Below are 21091 nucleotides of genomic sequence, written 5' to 3'. Positions count from 1 at the left end.
ATTTCCCTTAATAAAGATCTAATTTACTATAGTTGAGCAAAAATCAAAAATTTTATGAAACAAAAATGATACATATAAGGTGTTTTTTACTTTTAAAGCCTTGATAATTATTTTGTTATATGTTTTGTCATTTTTTTAAGTCGAGATTGTGGTACTGTCTTTCATCATCAGAAAGATGTAATCTGGTTAATTTCAGACAGTGTACTTGATTTAAGGGCTATTTGAAAATAACGAATGATCTATTGTTTTGCAGGCGTCTTCGATGTGGAAACAGTCTCCTTGATGTTTTTGATATTAAAAAGGATAATTGCAACAAATATAATTCCGTAAGCGATATATTTTATTGGAGAAACGGGTTCTCGGAAATAGGTTGCAGCCAAAGTAAATGCGATCAGCGGATTGATATAAAGCAGAACGCCAGTCGTTGTTGATGAAATGCCTATGAGTGCATACATGCTCAGGAAAAGGGGGATAATCGTGAATAGCGATGCGATAAGAACTATGGTGCCCCAAAATAGGGGCTCTGCCGGAATTGCATGATGATTGTAGATCAGTTTGGGGATCACAAACAATGCACATATACTGAGCTGGATCACCAATTGATTGAGTTTATCGAAACTCGTGGATATCCGTTGTACGATCAGATAAAAAGCGTAGCAGGTGGCAATAGTAATAGCCCAGAGAACATCATGTAACGAACCTTTTACAAGGAGACAAACGCTGCCAAAAGCAATAAAAAGTGCTGTTTTTTGCCAGCTCGTTAGCTTCTCCTTGAGTATGAGATAGGCTCCCGCTGCAGTGATCAAGGGGCAGGTCAGGTAGGCCAATGCGGCAGACTGAATGCTGATGTGGTTGACCGCATAGATATAGGTAAACCAGTTTCCAAAGATGAACGCCGACGCGAGTAGGGTAAGGCAGGTCTGGCGGAGCTTGCCCACACGAGGTAGAAGTTGGAACTTCCGAATATCAGCTTGCATGGTTTTTCTTCGAAACAGCAACAGGTATATCCAGAGGATCAAGAGCGCAGTTATTATTCTAAAATACAGAATATCCTCGGCCGGATAGCCGCGTATCCAGCGTACAGGGATAGACATAAATCCCCAGATAAAAGGGGCCAAAAAAGCCGCGAAAAGATATTTTCCGCGGCTTGCTGTTTCGTTGCTATTTTCCACGGATTAATCTTTCCAGGCAATGACTGAAATCTCGACATTGACGTTCTTGGGAAGAGTTTTGACCGCAACACACTCGCGTGCAGGTTGGGCGTCTTTAAAATATTCCGCATATACTTCATTGACTAATGCAAAATTGCCCATATCACTTAAGAAAATCGAAGCTTTGACAACATCTTCAAAAGTATATCCGGCATTTGTCAGGATAGCTTCTACATTTTTCAACACCTGGTGCGCTTCGTCTTTCACGCCCGATGAAATTAACTCCATTGTTTCGGGAACCAGTGGGATTTGTCCAGAGACATATAATGTATTGCCGGCTTTAATTGCCTGGTTATATGGTCCTATTGCAGCAGGAGCTTTGTCTGTATTTAAGATTTCTTTTTTTGACATGGATGACAGTGTTTAGGAGGTGAAAAATATTTTGTAAATCAGGCCCAATAAAAAGATGATAATGGCCGTTGCATTAATAATATGCATAGCTTTTATATTTCCACTAGTCGGGCGATCTGCGTTACGCTTTCTAAAAAAGTACATGGAACTAAGTTACAACAGTAAATTAGAAAGTGAAAATGAAAAGATCAAAAACTTTGAAAGGATTTCTTGTAGACTATGAAACAAAATCTTGTACAAGTGACAGGTTTTTTTTGAATTTTGGTAACTTGGTAATGAAATAGAATTTATATGAATAAGATAGCATTAATTGGTGGTAGAATATACACTGGTGAGTCGATTTTGGAACAAAAAGCATTGCTGATCAGCGAAGGTAAAATTGTAGCGATTGTCAATGATCAGGAGGTGCCTGCAGATTATACCAGTTATCCAGTCAACGGGTCTACTGTTTGTGCTGGGCTGATTGACCTTCAATTGTATGGTGACGGATCGGACTTGTATTCCGCCGAGCGTAGTGTAGCCTCTTTGGAACGTATCGCCGAGGGCTTGGTCCGTAAAGGCACGACTTCTTTTATGATGACCCTGGCGACCAATACCATCCCTGTATTTAAGGATGCCATTCGGGTGGCAGAAGGCTTCCGGCATGATGCATTTTTAGGGCTACATCTGGAAGGTCCTTTCTTGAATCCTAAAAAACGGGGTGCTCATCCTGCGGAATTAATTATCGAGCCTACGAAGGAAAAGATTGACGATCTGTTGGTCGGAAATCAGGTTGTCAAGATGATGACCATAGCGCCTGAATGTATAACGGACGATGTCTTAAAGTATTTGCAGGGCTATAATTTGCTGCTCAGTGCTGGACATAGTGATGCTACTTTTGAGGAAGGTACGCATGGCTATGATCTGGGGATTCCAACAAGCACCCACCTGTTTAATGCAATGTCGCCTTTACATCATCGCGAAGTTGGGTTGGTCGGTGCAATTTTTAATCATCCGACTGCACAAGCAAGTATTATTGTCGACGGACATCATGTAAGCTTTGAAGCGGTAAAAATTGCGAAACGTCAGATGGGAGCCCGCCTGTTTATGATTACTGATGCTGTAGCCAGTTGCGATAAAGATATTTATCGGCATGTGTTGGACGATGGATATTATGCTTTGCCTGATGGTACCATTTCAGGGGCTGCAATCTCCTTGCTCGAAGGGGTGAAAAATGCCGTGCAAAAGGTGGGCATACCACGCGATGAAGCGATCCGAATGGCAACGCTGTATCCCGCAAATCTTTTAAATAGAGGAGATATCGGAAATCTCAATCATGGAAGTATGGCGAATGTTATTGTCTTTAATGATGACTTTAAGCTGGAGCAGGTGATCTTCAAAGGAGAGTTAAAGCGCTGATCCATTTCGGAGAAGATTGGCCGACTGGCCGAGATTGACTAATATTATACGTATCTTCGTTAGTTATTTTTGAAAAAACACTATTCTATAGATTGATGAAACGTTCCCTATTATTTTTAGCGGCAGCACTTTTTGTTTTATCTTCTTGTTCATCCAAGAAAAATAAGAAACAGGAGCCTGCCAATACCACAACTACAAATGTCGAAATTGTAAAAAAAGACCCGCCTTTGGTACCCAAGCGCGAACGGGTAAAAAATACAATTGAAACAAAAGAACAGCCAGTTGCAGAAAAGAAGAAGGAAATCGTTGTCGATCTTCCTGTGTTACCGCGCGAGTTTCGCGCAGCTTGGGTGGCCTCTGTTGCAAATATCAATTGGCCGAGCAAAAATAACCTGAGTACAGCTGAACAGCAACAGGAAGCGATCGGCATATTGGATTTTCTGAAAAATAATAATTTTAATGCTGTTGTTTTTCAAGTACGCCCATCAGCCGATGCATTTTATAAAAGTGATCTTGAGCCTTGGTCGTACTTTTTGACCGGTACAGAGGGGCAAGCACCTTCTCCTTATTACGATCCGCTTGATTTTTGGGTTGAGCAGGCGCATAAAAGAGGGATTGAACTTCATGTTTGGTTGAACCCCTATCGTGCCCACCATACCGCTGGCGGTGCCGTTACTTCAGCTTCCATGGCGCGCAAAATGCCCGAGTCGGTTGTCAAATTGAAACAGGGCTATTATTGGTTTGATCCATCCAAAAAATCTACACAGGATCACGCAGCGCGCGTGGTTATGGATATTGTCAAGCGTTATGATATCGATGGTGTGCATTTCGACGATTATTTCTATCCTTACGCGGAATATAATGGTGGTCAGGATTTTCCGGATTCGGATAATTACAATGAATACAAACGTAATGGTGGGGATCTATCGCGCGGAGACTTCCGTAGAAATAGTGTAAATACCTTTATCGAACGTATTTATAAGGATATTAAGAAAGAGAAGAATTTTGTGAAATTCGGTATCAGTCCCTTTGGTATCTGGAAACCCGGTTATCCGTCAGGAATTCAGGGGTCTAGCCAGTATGATATGCTTTATGCAGATGCTAAATTATGGTTGAACAAAGGCTGGATAGACTATTTTGCTCCGCAGTTGTATTGGCCTATACAGCCAGCCAAACAGAGTTATACGGCTTTGTTAAAATGGTGGGAAAGTGAAAATACATTGGGACGCCACCTTTGGCCGGGCATCAATACGGTTGGCAGACGTGGTCCGGAATATGTACAGGAAATTGTGAATCAAGTGGAAGCAGCACGGACACTATTGCCTGATAACCGGGAAGGTGTAATCCACTGGAGTTTGGCGGGACTGACCAAAAACCCGGCCATGACACAAGCTTTGGTGAATGGCCCTTATCAGGTGAAAGCATTGGTGCCAACAAGTCCTTGGTTGAATGCAAATCCTTTGTTGAAACCGACTTTGCTACTGACTCCTCAAGGTGGCAATATCTTTGCGAAATGGCAGCACCAGCAAATTGATCAGGTTTCAAAATGGGTACTATATCTCAACTACGGTGGGGTATGGCAATATGAGATTTTGGATCCGGGGGTTACAAGTAAGGACATTCCAACGACATTGAACAACAAAAAACTGCAGTATGTTGCGGTAAAAGCTGTTGACCGCCTGAGCAACGAAGGGCCTTATGCTGCTGAGAAGATAAAATAACGAGCTGTTGTATCGTCAACATGTAAAAAAGGGATATCTGAATTTTAGATATCCCTTTTTTGTTTTGAATTGTAATCTATCCAAGGTAAATTTATAGGTATGGAAGAAATCTATAAAACGGTAAGCGACTCTGTGATCCGGATGTCACAGCTGATGTTGCCCTCGAATGCTAATTTTGGTGGTAAAATACACGGCGGTTATATTTTATCATTGATGGATCAGATCGCATTTGCTGTGGCGTCCAAATTTTCTGCACATTATTGTGTGACAGCGTCAGTTGGCAAAGTTGATTTTTTGAAGCCTATTGAGGTAGGGGAATTGGTGACATTGATCGCTTCTGTGAATTATGTAGGTAACTCTTCTATGGAAGTCGGTATTCGGGTCGAAGCCATGAATATTCAGACCGGTGAAACCAAGCATTGTAATTCCTCTTATTTTACGATGGTGGCAAAAGATGAAACAGGCAAGCCTGCCCGGGTGCCAAGGTTAATATTGGAGAGCGAAAAAGATGTATTTCGTTTCTACCGCTGTGTGGTGAAGATGGAGGTCGACAAAGAAAGAGATCGTGCTATTCACGATCTGGAAACGGATTCTGCCGAACAACAGGTTTATATTAAGCAGCATTTTGATGTGAAGATCAGTCTGAATTCCTAGATCTTCCTCCCTTTCTTACCATTCAAATGTCCCTAGATATTTGCTGTCTGTGCATTCATCGCTTCCGTCTGTTTTGTAGAAAAATACATAGACGTGATAGTTGCCGACGGTTTGCTGTCGGGTTAGGGTGGCTGTCTGTGTTTTATGCGTCAGGGGATTCATGCTTTCATTTGTGAATGCGCACTCATCGGGATTGTATAGCAGCAAACGGCAATTACTTGAGCTAATGTCGTATTGCAATGCAGTATTTGCGTCATATTCCCAGGTGATTGTAAATGTTCCTGTCTCTTCATCTACCTGAAATGTATAGGTGGAAACGGGATTGGGAACCCCTTTACTCACGCGAAAGTTTTCATAATTGATGGCATAGCCAGTTGCGGTTTTTTCTGTCGCATGATTGAGATTATAGGACATGGCGTTACTATAGGCCTTTTTATCGGGGTTATAATTTTTAAATCCTACCCGTAATAAACTTAGCATTGGGGAGATAAATTTCTGGATAAGGGAAAAACGCGACCTTGATTGGATTTGATCTGCAGAAGGTTTTTTTTTGGTTTTCTTTGGTAGCCCCCTTGCATAGGTTGTATTTCCATTGGTAACAAACACCACTGATCCTGCTTTGCCCGAAAGCGTGCCATTGGCACCGTTTTTAATGACTGCCATAATATTAAGTTGATTGCTATTGATTTTTCTTTAAGTTACAAAATAAATAGGTATTGGTCAATATTAAGTTCGGCCTTTTTTCGAAATTATAACGAAGCTTAAACGGAATTTAGTCGGACTTTATTCGGTTCCAACCGAAGAAGCACCGAAGGAGTACCGAAGAAGCACCGAAGAAGTACCGAGCAATCTCCGAATACAATAGCTATTAATTAGTTTAAAATGGCGGTGTAAATCGAATAATTCCTTGCATAAGCACGCTGTTATCTGTTGGATGATGCATGCTATTGGTGATTTTGTTGTGCTAATGTTTGTTTTTTGCTATCAAATGCGGTGAAAAGGCCTTGCTAAATGCTTTTATAAGATGCTTTTGTTTTTATTTTGCTGCGATGTGCGTTTTTGTATCTGTTTTCATGTAGATTTTTGGCTTTTCTGCTGTCATATTGTGCGTTAATGTGTTTATTGTTATTTCTTTTTCAAATAATTACGCATAAGCTTGCAAAAATAGGAAGCTTTTCATACTATTGTGTGGTAATTGATATAAACCTAGGGTTGGAACCGCCCGTTATGGAAAATTATTAACAACTAACTAAAAACCATGAATAAAAAATTTCTCTTATTCTGTTCAGGGGTGATGCTGTCAACCAGTTTATGGGCACAGACCAAAACTGTAACGGGTAAAGTGACGAATGCCTCTGATGGTGGTACAATGCCTAATGTAACCGTGAGCATCAAAGGTAAATCTGTCAGTACACAAACCAAGCCTGATGGAAGTTTTACCATCAATGCGGAGCCAGGCGATATTTTGATTTTTAGAGCCGTGGGGTCTCAGGAAAGACAACAACTGGTTGGGACAAATGCAACGATAAATGTTGCGCTTTCTGGCAGTGAGGAGGCGCTTGAAGAGGTTGTTGTGACCGCAATGGGAATTAAGAAGGAAAAGAGAGCGCTCGGTTATGCTGTTCAGGATATTAAATCGGATGAGTTGATGAAGAATAAGACCGCCAACGTGGTCAATTCATTGGCAGGTAAGATTGCGGGGGTAAACGTAACACAATCTTCGGGAGCAGCAGGTGCAGGTGCGCAGATTATCCTTCGGGGCGGTACCTCACTTGAGCGGGATAACCAGCCCTTGTTTGTTGTCGACGGTATTATCTATGATAATTCAACGCCCATTGGAGGAAATAGCGGATTTGATGGAATGCAAGCAACGTCAACTTCCAATAGCAACCGTGTCATGGATATTAATCCGGAAGATATTGAAAATGTTTCCGTATTAAAAGGTCCGGCGGCAGCAGCCTTATATGGTTCACGTGCAGCGGCTGGAGCGGTTGTTATTACGACGAAACGTGGTAGTGAAGGGCGCGTTGAAATAGGCTTTTCGAGTCGTTTTTCTGCAAATTGGGCTAATCGTTTGCCTGAACAACAAGGTAAGTACAAGCGTGGGTACTATAACAGTGCTGGGACTTTAGATAACTATACAACACAATCTTGGGGAGAGGCTTTCAATTCAGGGGAAAAAGTTTATGATAATGTTGGGGACTTTTTTCGGACGGCTACCGTTTTTGATAATACAGTTAACATGACCGGTGGTAATAAGAATGGGTCTTTTTATTTGTCTGGATCACGTTTTGATCAACAGGGTATTATCCCGGAAACTGGTTATGGAAAAACGGCTTTTCGCTTTAATGGTGATCAAAAATTTGGAAAATTAAGTGTAGGAGCCAATGTGGCCTATACTTTAGCCAATACAGATAAGACTTTAACTTCGGCGGGGCTGTATGGTTCTGGCGGAGCTGGAGCAATTTCTTCAGTTTACGGCTGGTCGAGAAGTGATGATATGAAGAAATATCTGAATGATGATGGAACTAAATATCGGATGTTCGAAGGTTTGCAGGAGCTTCAGGATGATATTGAAAACCCGTATTGGACGATCAATAAAAATAAATTAACCGATAATACAGAAAGGATCACAGGAAGTATTAATGCCAATATGAATATTTTTGATTGGTGGAATGTATCTTATCGTGTTGGGATGGATAGTTATTTAACTAAAAACTCTACATTAATTGCCGAAAACGGGGCTGTTAAACAACTTTGGCAAAATGGTATGATGTCTGAGAATGATTTGAAATTCAACTATTGGTCTTCCAATTTAATGTCCAACTTTAATAAGAAAATAGGTGATTTTGATTTAGGGGCCATGGTCGGTTATTTCGCTGAAGAGACCAAGGTGAATACAAATAGAAGGATGGGGTATGATTTTGTCGTTAATAACTTCTATAGTTTTGGAAATATTGATAAAGCAAATAAGCTTTTTGATGAAGTTACCTCCAAGAAGAGGTTATATGGCCTATATGGTGAATTACGGGCTTCCTATAAAAATTTCCTTTTCTTAAATGTAACCGGTCGAAATGACTGGACATCCACACTCCCGGTTGCAAATCAGTCCTATTTTTATCCTTCTGTGGGAGGAAGTTTTGTTTTTACGGAGTTGTTGAAAGATAAAGGGCTAGATTGGCTGAGCTTTGGTAAGTTACGTGCCTCTTGGGCCCGTGTTGGTAAGGATGCTACGCCATATGCTACAAATACCTATCTGTGGACACCAAGAGAATCTTTAGGTGGAATTATTGGAACAGGAAATAGCTGGACAAAAGGGAATCCAAATCTTAAACCAGAAACTACGGGATCTTTTGAAGTTGGGGCTGAACTACGTTTCTTAAATGGTCGATTGGGTGTAGATTACGCTTATTATACCAATAATTCGTATAATCAGATCCTTTCGCCACGCTTAGGGCAGTCTGTGGGCTATATTTTTGTCTCGGTCAATGCGGGCGATATTTACAATAAAGGCATGGAGCTCTCATTAACGGGTAAACCTATCAAAAGAGAAAATTTTGAATGGGATGTTACCTTAAATATGTCTCGGAATAAGGGGACAGTAGATAACCTGATTTCTGGCGTGGACATTCTTTATGTAACGGATGTGCAAGTTGGTAATGCTAAGGCTGCGTCATTCAATGGTGGAAGTTTTATGGGTATTTCTGGATCAAAATATGCGCGCACTCCGGATGGTAAGTTGATCCTTGATGCCAATACGGGTATGCCAACTAGTGATAATGCGACGACGTATAATATCGGTAATCGGGAACCGAAATTAATTGGCGGCTTAAATAATAGTTTAACCTACAAAAATTTCAACCTCTCATTTTTGTTGGACTATCGTATTGGCGGTGATATTTATAACGGAACAGATTATGCGATGACACTTAATGGATTGAGCATGCGTACATTGGAGCGTGATGAATTGACATTGTCTGGTGTTGTGAACACTGGGACAGCTGCAGCTCCAGTTTATGAGGATAAAACATTTACATTCAATGCAAATGAATCTTATCTGGTGAGTGGAGCGCAAACAAGTGGTAAAAAGATCATTCAAGACTATTGGGGGATACACTATATAAAAGAAAGTGCCAATTTTATGACAAAAACCAATTGGTTGAGATTGCGCACTGTTTCCGTTTCTTATGATTTCGGAAATTCTTTGCTTAAAAAATCTAATGTTTCCAAAGTTATTAAAGGGTTGACAGCGACGCTGACAGGTACGAATTTATGGCTTTTGACTAATTACAAAGGATTGGATCCAGAAGCTAGTGCAGCAGGATCAGGAGTGACAGGTTCGAGTTCTGTTGGTATTGATTATAATGGAGTGCCAAGCACTGCAGGTGTAACTTTTGGTGTTAATTTAAAATTCTAAGCACATTATGAAAAAATCAAAATATTTATTGGCCTTGTTGATAGGGGTGGCTAGTCTTTCTTCCTGTAGTAAGGGTTGGTTGGATATCAATGTGGATCCCAATACACCTTCTAGTACGGTAGCATCGGTTGATAGTCGATTGGCATGGATTCAGCATTATTATTTATATGCGCAAGGTACTGCTGGTGCTAGGGCGGGTTTTGTGACACAACAGTTGAGTTTTACGAATGGTACCGCTTCCAATAGTATGATTGCTGGTTGGAACCCCATTGCTGGGATGTCGACGACACCTTATCAGTTCTTTTTTGTAGGAGCAGGGGCCAATTTCTCTGATTTAGAGATAAAAGCCAAAGCAGAAAATGCCTATCATTATATTGGTGCGATGAAGGCAATTCGTGCCATGGGTTTTATGCTGATGACAGATTGGTATGGGGAAATGCCTTATACAGAGGCATTGGGAGATGTTATCACCCCCAAATTTGATGATGGAAAAACTATTTTTGAAGGTTGCCTAAAGGAAATTGATGAAGCTATTGCTTATCTCAAGATGGAGCAACCTGCCACAGCTACAGCTTTGTCTGCGGGAGATAGCTGGAACGGTGGGGATGTTTCGAAATGGATAAAGATGTGTTATGGGGTAAAAGCGCGCTGGCTAAATAACTTATCGAAAAAATCAAGTTTGTACAAACCCGATGATATTTTGGCTGCATTAAATAATGCGCCACTATCCATCAATGAAAGTACAATTGTAAATCATGTTGATGTACAGGGGGATAATCTTGGTGATATTTTGTTTGCAGATCCAGTTAAGACTTCCATTGTTTATGATAATGTGGGGATGAATTCCAATATTTTGGTGACCAAATGGTATGAGAATTTATTGACCAATTTTGATAACAAAAATGTTGAGGATCCGAGAGCGGATAAGTTGATTCCATGGGCGGAATATGGTATTCCGAAAAAAATGGCTCGTTCTAAAGGGGTTGATATGCAGTCTGATATCCGCATGAAATCTGGTCCTATTGTCGCCTCGTATAATGCCAAAGATGTTGCTATTGAAAGTAATAATCGTTCGGTAGCTCCGCATAGTTGGTATATCAATTCAGCGAATACTGCTCGATGGGGTGATACCGTATATGTTTCGTTTAGGAGCACCTCGAATGCAAAGGCGGAGAAAACACCCGATATTTATAAATGGGACGACGGTGTTGTTGCTGCAAGTGGAACTTTTTATTCGCGCCCCGATGCACCGACTCATCTCTTAACATCTGTTGAAATGAATTTTATTAAGGCAGAGGTTTTATTTAAAAAAGGTGATAAGGCAGGTGCTTTTGCCGCTTATAAAACTGCTATACAAGGGCACATCGACCTTATGAATCTTAAGTTGGCTACTTATGGCAACGTCAATCAGAGCAAATCTCCAATGGCTCAAAGTAAAATTGATGAATTTATCAATAAAGGTATTGGAACTGCTGCAGATATTACACTGCCGAAAATTATGACACAAAAGTTCATCGCGATGTCTTTTACGCAACAGAACTGGAATGATATGCGACGTTATGATTTTAGTGCCAATGTTTATCCTGGCTGGAGCGTTCCTTATGAGTACACGGTTACTGCAGCTGCGAAAACTAAAATACCCGATGGTAAGCAATTTAGACGTGTTAGGCAAGTGTCGCATGAGATCAACTATAATGCGCAAAGCCTAATGGCATCACATCCTAATGCTTTAAGTGATGATATTTGGTCTTATCCAGTATGGTGGGATATTGCCGAATAATATAATATGTATTGTACAAAGCCGTTTTTTAACGGCTTTGTTTTTGTAATTTTAATGTATGAAATTCACTAATTATTTAACGACAGCTTTTGCGTTGCTGTGGACATCTATAGGATTCGCACAATCGCCCAAGATTATTCAAAAACCGATTACCTGGGACAAGGAGCGTGTTCAGCTCTCGTTGGATTACCTGAAAAATCGGCATGGTCTGACGCAGTCGACACCTGTTATCCATCCTAAAATGGTGGTGGTGCATTGGACGGCCAACAACAGCGTAAAAGCAACTTTTAATACCTTTAATCCTGTCAGGCTTCCGGGACGACCGGAACTGACCAAGGCCAGTCTATTGAACGTCTCTTCGCAATTTGTCATTGATCGGGATGGAACTATTTACCAGTTTCTGCCGGATTCTATTTTTGCGCGGCATACGATAGGTCTCAATTATTGCGCTATCGGTATTGAGAATATAGGTAGCCGTCAGAACCCATTGACCGATGCGCAACTAAAAGCCAATGAAGAACTGATCCGCTATCTCAGTAAAAAATACCCCATTGAATTTGTATTGGGTCATCATGAATATCAGCGTTTTAAGAAAACAAGTTGGTGGAAAGAAACTGATCCCAATTATATCACGGGTAAAGATGATCCGGGAGATAAATTTATGAATGAATTGAGATCCGAATTAAGCGATTTAAAATTGAAGAGACTACCCTAGTCTCTTTTTTTTTGTTCTCCTACTCTTCCCATAGTTCTTCCTGAAACAACGATGAAGACTCTGTACAGCGTATGGAGGTCTCTTCTGTCCAATGATTTCTAGAAATTACCTTAAGCGAAATTATGTGTATTCGAAATAGTGCGTATTGTTCACTTATTTGCTTTTTATTGCGTTTTATCTTACTTGTGTTATAAACCACTATGGTTGCGCTTCTATTCGATATATTGAATGAAAGGTCTGCTATTCTATTTTTATACTATTCTGAATATCTTGTTTTTTTGCCTTATTATTCGTTTTTATGATGGATGTGATTGGATTTGTGCTCTAAAAATAAAAATTATGTCTTGTTTTTTGCATTTTTATGCTATATTAGATCTGAAAAGAAGTACAAACCAATATTTATACCTAAAAGTAACGCATGCTTATGAACGAATAATATGCATTTTTTGCGTTTTGTTACCGTACTAGGTACGTAGCATCCTATTTTAAAACTAAACTAATCTTATTAATTAAAATTTAAAATTATGAAAAGGAGTTTGCTCATTTTTTGGGGTTTACTGTGTTTTTGTTGTGTTGCTCTGGCACAAAAAAATATTACCGGTAAAGTGACTAATGCGAGTGGATCCGGTTTGGCGGGAGTGACCGTGCGGGAGAGTGGAAAAGGAGTGCAAGCAGCAACAAATAGTCAAGGTAACTACAAGATAACAATTCCTGAAGGTGCTTCTTTGATATTCCGATATGTGGGGTATCAGTCGGAGGAAGTTGCCGTAAATGGTCGGTCGATCGTCAATGTGGTTCTTAAAGAAAATACTGCGTCATTAGATGAAGTGATAGTAACGGCAATGGGAATCGAGCGTTCCAAAAAATCTCTGGGTTATTCTACGCCGAAAGTAAACGGAGATGACGTGTCAGATACGCAACGGGAAGGTTTTTTTCAAGGCTTGCAAGGGCGTGTACCAGGTTTATCCATTAACAGTACTTCGGGTATGCCAGGTGCTTCAGCACAAATCGTGCTTCGGGGTTTTGCCTCTATCTCCGGGGATAATAATGCATTGATTGTTGTCGATGGAGTACCGATTAACAATTCGACAGTCAATGAAAATGATTTGGCAATGAATGGAGCCAACCGGGATTTGGACTATTCCAATCGGGCATTGGACATTAATCCTTCGGATATTGAAACGTATACAGTGATGAAGGGACCGGAAGCGACTGCATTGTATGGTAGCTCAGGTGCTGGTGGAGCGATAATTATCACGACCAAGAAAGCCAAGAGTGGTAAATTCGGGGTTGATTATAGCTATTCAGGAAGAATGGAGTTTGTCAATAAATTCCCGGAGCGGCAGTATACCTACATGCAGGGGCTGAATGGTAGCTATGATGGTACGTCTTCCTATGCTTTGGGTCCTAAATATAAGGATGACATGCTGTTGCATAAGGATAATGTTAAAAATTTCTTTCGTCACGGATATAATCAAAAGCATAATTTAACCTTTAATGGCGGCAATGAAAATCTAAGTTATCGCTGGTCAAACGAATACAATGATAATACAGGTATTGTTCCAAATACACGTTATACACGCTTCTCTTCAAGATTAAACTCTACCGCCAAATTTTCAAATAAATTTGAGCTCAATACGTCCTTTAATTTTATCTTTTCGGATAATGATAAGGCGAGAAAGGGTACTACGGGTTATTTGATGACTTTGATGCGCTTTAATCCCCTTTATGATGTCAGGAATTGGATAGATGAAAAAGGTAATCGCGTATTAAATACCAAGGATATTTACAATGAGTTTGATAATCCATTTTGGGATGTGTATCGGAATATTGCCAATGATAAAACTAACCGTACGATGGCTTCCTCAAATTTTACTTATAAGCCATTGTCCTGGCTGAGATTTGAAGGTGTTGTCGGGATTGATTATTCCACTACAAAAGGTGAGAGTGTTTATCATCCGCAATCTTATTCCGGTTCGGGTTCTACCACTTCACCTACAGGAGGTAAGTATAGTTCTTATCAGAATAATATGCGGATTTTGTATGGTAATGCACGTTTTTCGGCCAATAAAACTTTTGGAGATTATTCAATTAATGCATTTCTGGGGGGCGAGATTCGTGATCAAAACTCGATTACCGATTCGCAGTACGGAACAAATTTCTTTGATCCAAATTTCTACAGCATCAATAATACCTATGCTTCGACACGTCTGGCAAAAAATGTCATCAACAACTACCGCTCTATTGGATTCTTCGGACAGGCTGTGTTAGGGTATAAAACCTTGCTGTATCTGACTTTGTCGGGCCGTTTGGACGGGACGTCGCGTTTGATGCCAAATGATCCTTATTTTTCTTATCCTTCAGGGTCCCTGGCCTTTAATTTTACAGATTTAAATCCAATTAAGGCAGTCTCGGATGTGATCTCAGATGGAAAAATTAGATTTTCGGCAGGTAAAACGGGTAAAGGACCACTCAGATCCTATTTTATTAAATCAAATTATGAGCCTCAATATTCAACCGGTGGTGGATATGCTTATGGTTTTAATGGGGGAAATGATAAGTTGGTTGCTGAAATGACAAAAGAATTTGAGGCAGGTTTGGAATTTTCCTTGTTTAAAAAGTTTGTCTCTTTTGATTTTAGTTATTTTTCTAGGCTGAGTGATGGACAGATTATTTTGCCCCGATTGAGTTATGGTTCTGGCTTTGTTTTAAAAATGATGAACGGGGGTAAAGTGAAAAATGTGGGTACTGAGGTTCAGGCAATATTCAATCCGATTGTCAAGAAGAATTTCAACTGGAACCTGGTCTTCAATTTTACCCAATATAAAGGCCGTGTGTTGTCGCTGGCTGAAGATTTGCCGGAATTGTATGACTCGGATACTTGGTTGCTGAGTGGTGTGCGTTCTGCGGTATTGCCAGGTTACAGTATGGGCGCCCTCTCTGGAACGCAGTTTATGCGAAATACAAATGGTGACGTACTGATCGATCCGGCAACGGGTTTGCCGGTCGCTGGTACAGATCGCTATTACCCGATTGCTGACCGTCTGCCTAAGTTTACATTGGGCATCGTTAATAAATTCAATTACAAAGATTGGTATCTGACATTTTTGTGGGACTGGCGTAAAGGTGGAGATGTGTTAAACGGATTGGATTATAATATGTATACCCTCGGTATGTCGACGAAAACGCTAAATAGAGAAGATCCACGGGTGATAAGGGGTGTTTTGAAGGATGGATTGGAGAATTCGGAAAATCCAACGATCAACCATATTGCGGTAACACCATATACTTCCTCCGCGTATTATTTTACCAATATCGAGCCGGGTATGTTCGTGGAACGGAATATCTACACAATGAGACTGCGTGATATTACCTTAAGTTATCGGTTGCCGAAAAGACTGACGCGGTTCTTGGGTGAAAGGTCTTCACTAAAAGCGTTTTTTACAGCTACTGATCTCATTATGTTTACAAATTATACAGGATTGGATCCAGAAAGTAATTCGAATACAACTGGTATTGGAGGTATTGGGGGGTATGGGATAGACTTTGGCAATATGGCTAGACCGAAAGGGTTCAACGTTGGCGTTAACTTACAATTATAAGATTATGAAAGCAAAAATAGTCACAGCTTTGTTGTTATTGACTTTGATAATGACAGGTTGTAAAAAATTTATGGATATCAATGATAATCCGTCGTATCCACAGGATGTTAGGGCTGAGATTTTGTTGGCTCCGATTATATTTCATATGGCAAATGGTTATGCGCAGGATCAGACCATTATGAATAAGTTTAATCAATCTATTATGGGGGCTTCTGCAGATGATGCTTCAAAAGTTTGGGAAAGGCATGGATTTAGGCTTCAGAGTGATGTTGGTGGCGTGATGTGGCGGATGGTCTATTTTAACCATGGTCGAAACCTGGCAAACATGATCCGGGATGCGGTAGAAAATGAGAAATATGAGTATGCCGCAATAGGTTATGCTGTTAAGGCCTGGGGATACCAAATGCTTACGGATTATCATGGTCCAGTTATTATGAAAGAGGCCCTGCGCGATCAGCTTAGCTTTACGTATGACGATCAAAAAGACGTTTATGCGCAAGTTAGAGTTTGGTGCGATTCTGCCTTATATTATATGGATCAAAAAAGTCCGCTTGATTATAGCGCTAATTTGAGCTCGGAAAAAGGAGATAACCTTTTTCGTGGTGATATGGGCAAGTGGCGCAAATTTGTTTATGGTATTCGGGCGCTTCAGTATATACATTTGGTTAATAAACCTGATTTTAAATCGAAATACGCGGATTCAGTCATCTATTACGTTGATCAATCGTTGGCATCGAATGATGACGATGCAGGCGTTAAGTTTTCGGGAGATAAGGCCGAAACCTCGAGTGTGGTGGGGCCGCTGTATGGGGTTTATACGAGTACGTACTATAGCCGTGCCGGTCAGCCTATTGTGAGTTACTTATCTGGAGGACTTAGGGGGGCGGTAACGGCGCCTTCACGTGTTGCAAGTGATCCGCGTCTCTTAAAAATGCTCAATAGGAACTTGGATAATGTGGCTGATACGGTGTTTTCCGGTGCTCTGCCGAACGTAACCAATTCGGCCACAATTATCCCTTCGATTCTCGGGAAAATTGTGGGTGGAGTGTATGAAGGGAAATTCATCTTTAGGGATAAAGCTGATTTTCCGCTGATGACTTACGCGCAATTGCAGTTGATTAAGGCGGAGGCGCTTTTCATCAAGGGGGCGTCGTCTGAGGCTTATCAGGCTTATCTTAATGCGATTCGTTCGCATATGACTTTTGTGAATAAGTATATCAATACAAATGGTGAAACAGCAATTACAGACGCTCAGGTGAAAGCTTACCTGACGAGCAGTGAAATTCCACAGACTTCAGCTGACTTAATGCTTTCTGATATTATGGGACAAAAGTATATTGTCCAATGGGGCTGGGGAGGATTGGAGCAGTGGTGTGATCTACGTAAGTATAACTATGATACTAGTATTTTTAAGCAGTATCAGCCACTCAGCGGTTCGGGGTTGCAATATCAGGCTTACTGTTACCGGGTTCGTCCCCGTTATAATTCGGAGTACGCCTGGAATGCAAAAGAATTGGATAAGTGGGGGGCCTTGGACCCGTATTATGTCACCAAGCCGACCTGGTTTGTAACAAAAGATAATTAATCCTTTAAAGATTAAAGTATGAAAAGTTTTAAAATTATATTTGGCGCCTGCTTGTTTCTTTTTGGTCTTTATTCTTGTGATAAGGCTATACAGAATTTTGGCGATGTGGAATTTATGGGTGCTGACGATGCAATTGTTAAAATTAACATGGCGTCCATTTACCCGGATGACCGCTATATGTATGTAAAGTTTGATGGTCAACGTGTTACTCCACTTATTCGTGGTAGAGAGCCTTTCCCTGGTGGAGGCTATAATACGCGCGGTGATTCTCGTCCGGACTTTCTGAAATGGAAATCGGGTTCCGTCAATGTTCAGGTAGGTTTGCCTTATAAAACCGATAGTGGTTTGGATTCTATTATTTTATACGAATCTACAGTGAAGTTTGAAGCCGGCAAACGTTATACGTTGCATGTGACAGATACAGCAAAAAACACAAAAATGATCTTAAATGAAGAAGATTTAACCCGTCCGGATAGCACACAGGCGCGCTACCGTTTTACAAATTTAATGCCTAATGTAGAGGCTATTGATCTGTATTACGGAGCTGCAGCGGCAACTACGGAGCCGACGCAGGATTCTTTAGTAGCTAAAAATGTGAAATATTTGGAAACAAGTCCATATTTTGAACTAAATCGTATCACAGCACGGACATGGAAGATACGTAAAGCGGGTGCACCTATAACGAATGCTTCGGTGCTGGCTTCTTATTCAAATGCCGGGGCAATTTTAGACCGAAGGTCATATACCGTGTATGCGCTGGGCTACGATGGTTTTACTTCTACTATCATGAAGCCTTATGTTTCATTTTTCTTAATTCGATGATCATGAAGGATAAAAAATATAGAAATAGATTGTGTGCAAGTGTTTCGTTTTGCTTGCTGCTTTCACTGGTATCTTGTAAACAGAGAGATGATTATCCTGTTTTTGAGCAGAGGGAGCCTGTGGTGACTGTTCCGGAAGTTATCCCACCCGACAACGAGATAGGTGCGCTTGTAAAGAAGATCATGGATAAAACGGATATCATTGCGATTTTTAAATTAGATTCTACGACAACCCTGGCTGATGGAATAAAGCGTACACACCTTCGTTATGTGAATAAATTAAATCAGGCCATGAGTATGCAGATCTTGGAAGTGGATCTCTCTAAAACTAATATAAGTGTTACTGCCCTAAGTCCTTTTGATGATTATTTATTTACAGTGCAGACGTTGGGAGATATGGCTAAATATAATGAGGGGCGCGCTGGGGGAAAAATTATAGCAGCGATCAATGGGGATGTGGTGACTTCCTCTGCGCCGACAGGTTCGTTTATATTTAAAAGCCGACAGTTGAAAACAACAACGACGACAGCTACATCGGATACAAGACCTTTTTTAGGTGTGAAAAAGGACGGTTCTGTTTTTGTTGGAAACAAGCCATCTGCATCATCTCCAATGGACTCATATAATTTAAATGATCTAGCTTCCTTGGTTTCTGGGGGTACCTGGCTTTTATATAAAGGTGCTGCTGTGACTTCGACGGTAACAACGGTTCAGGCTAATACTGCGGTGGGGCTAAATGCAGCTAGGAACTATCTGTATGCGGTGGTTGTGGATGGCGGCACAAATGCTTTTTCTGTTGGTATCACATATAACGATTTAGGAAAGATCATGGAGTCGATCGGATCTTCGGATGCCTTTGTTACAAATGGTGGGGCTGCGTCCGTCATGGTACAGCGTGCAGAAAGTGAAGGACAGTCCGGGTTTTTAAGCTGGAAAGTGGTAAATAGTCCGGTTGCTGTGGCAGGCGGTCCAAGTGCAAATGGGATTGGTTTTGTGTTAAAATAGATTTTATTTTTTTGTGAATAAAGGCTTTCGGATCGTTTATCCGAAAGCCTTTATACGTTATATCAATTTCATACTATGTTGGGAATTGTGTTTGCTGCGAAGTATGCTGCGTTAAATTGCGAAAAAGTAAAGGTAGTTTTTGAAATGAATGTTGCGGTTTTCTGCTGATAGTGCCCTGAAGTATGGTAATCAGCTATTTAAATGCTTAGTAGTACTGGTTTATGCGTGGTTGTATGAGGTGATTTTAAAGTAATGTATTTGTTACGTTTAGGTGTTCTATTTACACTAACAGGTTGCTTTTTTTGTGTTTTATATTTTGTAATTGATTGTTTGTCTTTTGTTTGTGTTTTGTTAGTTATGAATTTTCTAGGTAAAAAAGGAAAAATGGTTTACTCGTTTCATATCCTAATAGAAAGTGAATACTTACTTTCTTTTGCGTTTTTATGACAATTTTAGTTTAAAAATCGAAAAGTTCTACTTACTTTTATCCTGATTTTCAATTATTCATGCATAAAACTGCATTTATGCACGAGCTAAAAGTCTATTTATGATGAAAACTACCTTACTAAATTTGACCTTTTTGGTTGCGATTGTCACCTGTATTTCTTGTGGAAGTTCATTGAAGTCTGTTCAGACTAATGAAAAAGCAGGAAACAACATTTCTGGTGATATAACGAACAGGGTTGTTGTGCCTGGGGCAGATCAGTTAGCCTTATATCTGCCACAATTAAAAGGTAAAAAAGTAGGGGTTATGGGGAATCAGACATCAATTGTCGGATCCGATAAAAAACATCTTGTAGACGTCTTACTCGACAACAAAGTCGACTTAAAATTTGCCTTTGCTCCTGAGCATGGCTTCCGTGGTAATGTAGAGCGTGGCGAGAAGTTTGGAAATGATATTGATCAGAAAACAGGCTTACCACTATTTACATTATATGGTGGAAATAAGAAACAGGATTCGATTGTCAATTCCATCGATGTTATGATTTTCGATCTACAGGATGTTGGAGCGCGTTTTTACACTTATATCACTTCCTTACATCGTGTGATGGAGCTTTGTGCAAAGCATAACAAAAAATTAATTGTATTAGATCGCCCAAATCCAAATGGAGATCAGGTCGACGGTCCAGTAAGGCATGACGATAAGTTTAAATCCGATGTTTCTTGGCATAAAATAGCAATGATCCACGGGCTGACAATTGGTGAGTTGGCACAGATGATCAATGGGGAACACTGGTTAGAAAATGGTCGCCAGGCAGATGTGCAGGTTGTAAAGGTGCAAAACTGGGATCACAAAACGATGTACGATTTACCGGTAATTCCTTCACCAAGTCTACCCAATCAGCTTTCTGTACGATTGTATCTTTCATTATGCCTTTTCGAAGGAACTGATATTTCGGTAGGGCGTGGGACGGATTGGCCATTCCAGGTTTTGGGGTATACAAATCCGGTGTACGGCTCTTTTACATTTACTCCGGGTGAACGTCATGGTATGTCCAAACATGTGGAAGGAAAAGGTGCAACGAATTATGGTATAGATCTACGTGCTTTGGATCCTGAAAAGCAAAAATTCACACTAAAATATATCTTGGATTTTTATCAAAAGACACCTGATAAATCGACTTTCTTTGCGAGGCCTGAATTTTTTGACAAGCTCGCAGGTACTGATCAGTTGCGTAAGCAGATTCTTGCAGGTGAATCCGAGGCACAGATTCGCGCTTCCTGGTCGGATGACTTGAAAAACTATAAACAAATGCGTAAGAAGTATTTGTTATATACTGATTTTGAATAGCAATAACTAACAATATTAACTAGAATCATTTATTTTAAA

The 21091-nt window shown here is 40.4% G+C and carries 15 protein-coding genes; 11 read left to right on the top strand and 4 right to left on the bottom strand.

Features of this window, described 5'->3' with window-relative positions:
• Positions 1–239: 239 nt before the first annotated feature.
• The 3 genes from M2419_RS17865 to M2419_RS27405 are packed head-to-tail and all read right to left on the bottom strand — an operon-like array spanning position 240 to position 1706.
• Positions 240–1172, bottom strand: coding sequence for an EamA family transporter (locus M2419_RS17865; RefSeq protein ID WP_259255480.1), 933 nt, complete (start codon positions 1170–1172; stop codon positions 240–242).
• Between the two features lie 3 nt (positions 1173–1175).
• Positions 1176–1562 carry a RidA family protein gene (locus tag M2419_RS17860; protein WP_159727474.1) on the bottom strand — a complete coding sequence of 129 codons (387 nt, stop codon included), beginning with the start codon at positions 1560–1562 and terminating at the stop codon, positions 1176–1178.
• 12 nt (positions 1563–1574) lie between these two features.
• Positions 1575–1706: a DUF6728 family protein gene (locus M2419_RS27405; RefSeq protein WP_310442189.1), complete on the bottom strand. Its 132-nt coding sequence runs from the start codon at positions 1704–1706 to the stop codon at positions 1575–1577.
• A gap of 147 nt (positions 1707–1853) precedes the next feature.
• Here M2419_RS27405 and nagA point away from each other — a divergent pair, with 147 nt between their 5' ends.
• From nagA to M2419_RS17845, 3 genes are all read left to right on the top strand, one after another.
• Complete coding sequence (gene nagA, locus M2419_RS17855; protein ID WP_259255479.1) at positions 1854–2960, top strand: N-acetylglucosamine-6-phosphate deacetylase; 1107 nt, start codon at positions 1854–1856, stop codon at positions 2958–2960.
• Between the two features lie 95 nt (positions 2961–3055).
• Positions 3056–4681: a glycoside hydrolase family 10 protein gene (locus M2419_RS17850; RefSeq protein ID WP_259255478.1), complete on the top strand. Its 1626-nt coding sequence runs from the start codon at positions 3056–3058 to the stop codon at positions 4679–4681.
• 99 nt (positions 4682–4780) lie between these two features.
• Positions 4781–5335 carry an acyl-CoA thioesterase gene (locus tag M2419_RS17845; protein WP_153844384.1) on the top strand — a complete coding sequence of 185 codons (555 nt, stop codon included), beginning with the start codon at positions 4781–4783 and terminating at the stop codon, positions 5333–5335.
• A gap of 15 nt (positions 5336–5350) precedes the next feature.
• Here the strand turns inward: M2419_RS17845 and M2419_RS17840 are convergent, their stop codons facing one another.
• On the bottom strand, positions 5351–5998 hold the full coding sequence (locus M2419_RS17840) for a DUF6266 family protein (RefSeq protein ID WP_153844383.1): 648 nt from the start codon (positions 5996–5998) through the stop codon (positions 5351–5353).
• Positions 5999–6593: 595 nt separating this feature from the next.
• On the opposite strand from M2419_RS17840, the gene M2419_RS17835 reads away from it, so the two are divergent.
• The 8 genes from M2419_RS17835 to M2419_RS17800 all read left to right on the top strand — a co-directional run bounded on the left by M2419_RS17835 (position 6594) and on the right by M2419_RS17800 (position 21052).
• Positions 6594–9752 carry a SusC/RagA family TonB-linked outer membrane protein gene (locus M2419_RS17835; protein WP_159727466.1) on the top strand — a complete coding sequence of 1053 codons (3159 nt, stop codon included), beginning with the start codon at positions 6594–6596 and terminating at the stop codon, positions 9750–9752.
• Between the two features lie 7 nt (positions 9753–9759).
• A complete protein-coding gene (locus M2419_RS17830) occupies positions 9760–11532 on the top strand; it encodes a SusD/RagB family nutrient-binding outer membrane lipoprotein (RefSeq protein WP_153844381.1) in 1773 nt (590 codons plus the stop codon).
• 58 nt (positions 11533–11590) lie between these two features.
• Entirely contained in the window at positions 11591–12247 is a 657-nt protein-coding gene (locus M2419_RS17825) for an N-acetylmuramoyl-L-alanine amidase (RefSeq protein WP_159727464.1), read from the top strand.
• Between the two features lie 524 nt (positions 12248–12771).
• Positions 12772–15849 carry a SusC/RagA family TonB-linked outer membrane protein gene (locus M2419_RS17820; protein WP_182330642.1) on the top strand — a complete coding sequence of 1026 codons (3078 nt, stop codon included), beginning with the start codon at positions 12772–12774 and terminating at the stop codon, positions 15847–15849.
• A gap of 4 nt (positions 15850–15853) precedes the next feature.
• On the top strand, positions 15854–17434 hold the full coding sequence (locus M2419_RS17815) for a SusD/RagB family nutrient-binding outer membrane lipoprotein (RefSeq protein ID WP_259255477.1): 1581 nt from the start codon (positions 15854–15856) through the stop codon (positions 17432–17434).
• An 18-nt stretch (positions 17435–17452) separates the two neighbouring features.
• Positions 17453–18256 carry a DUF4397 domain-containing protein gene (locus M2419_RS17810; RefSeq protein ID WP_259255476.1) on the top strand — a complete coding sequence of 268 codons (804 nt, stop codon included), beginning with the start codon at positions 17453–17455 and terminating at the stop codon, positions 18254–18256.
• A 2-nt stretch (positions 18257–18258) separates the two neighbouring features.
• Complete coding sequence (locus M2419_RS17805) at positions 18259–19260, top strand: phosphodiester glycosidase family protein (RefSeq protein ID WP_259255475.1); 1002 nt, start codon at positions 18259–18261, stop codon at positions 19258–19260.
• A 547-nt stretch (positions 19261–19807) separates the two neighbouring features.
• On the top strand, positions 19808–21052 hold the full coding sequence (locus M2419_RS17800) for an exo-beta-N-acetylmuramidase NamZ domain-containing protein (protein WP_227550067.1): 1245 nt from the start codon (positions 19808–19810) through the stop codon (positions 21050–21052).
• The last annotated feature ends 39 nt before the right edge of the window (positions 21053–21091 follow it).

This window comes from Sphingobacterium sp. BIGb0116 (assembly GCF_024808035.1).
Lineage (GTDB): Bacteria > Bacteroidota > Bacteroidia > Sphingobacteriales > Sphingobacteriaceae > Sphingobacterium > Sphingobacterium paramultivorum.
This window is presented reverse-complemented; position numbering and strand designations above follow the sequence as displayed.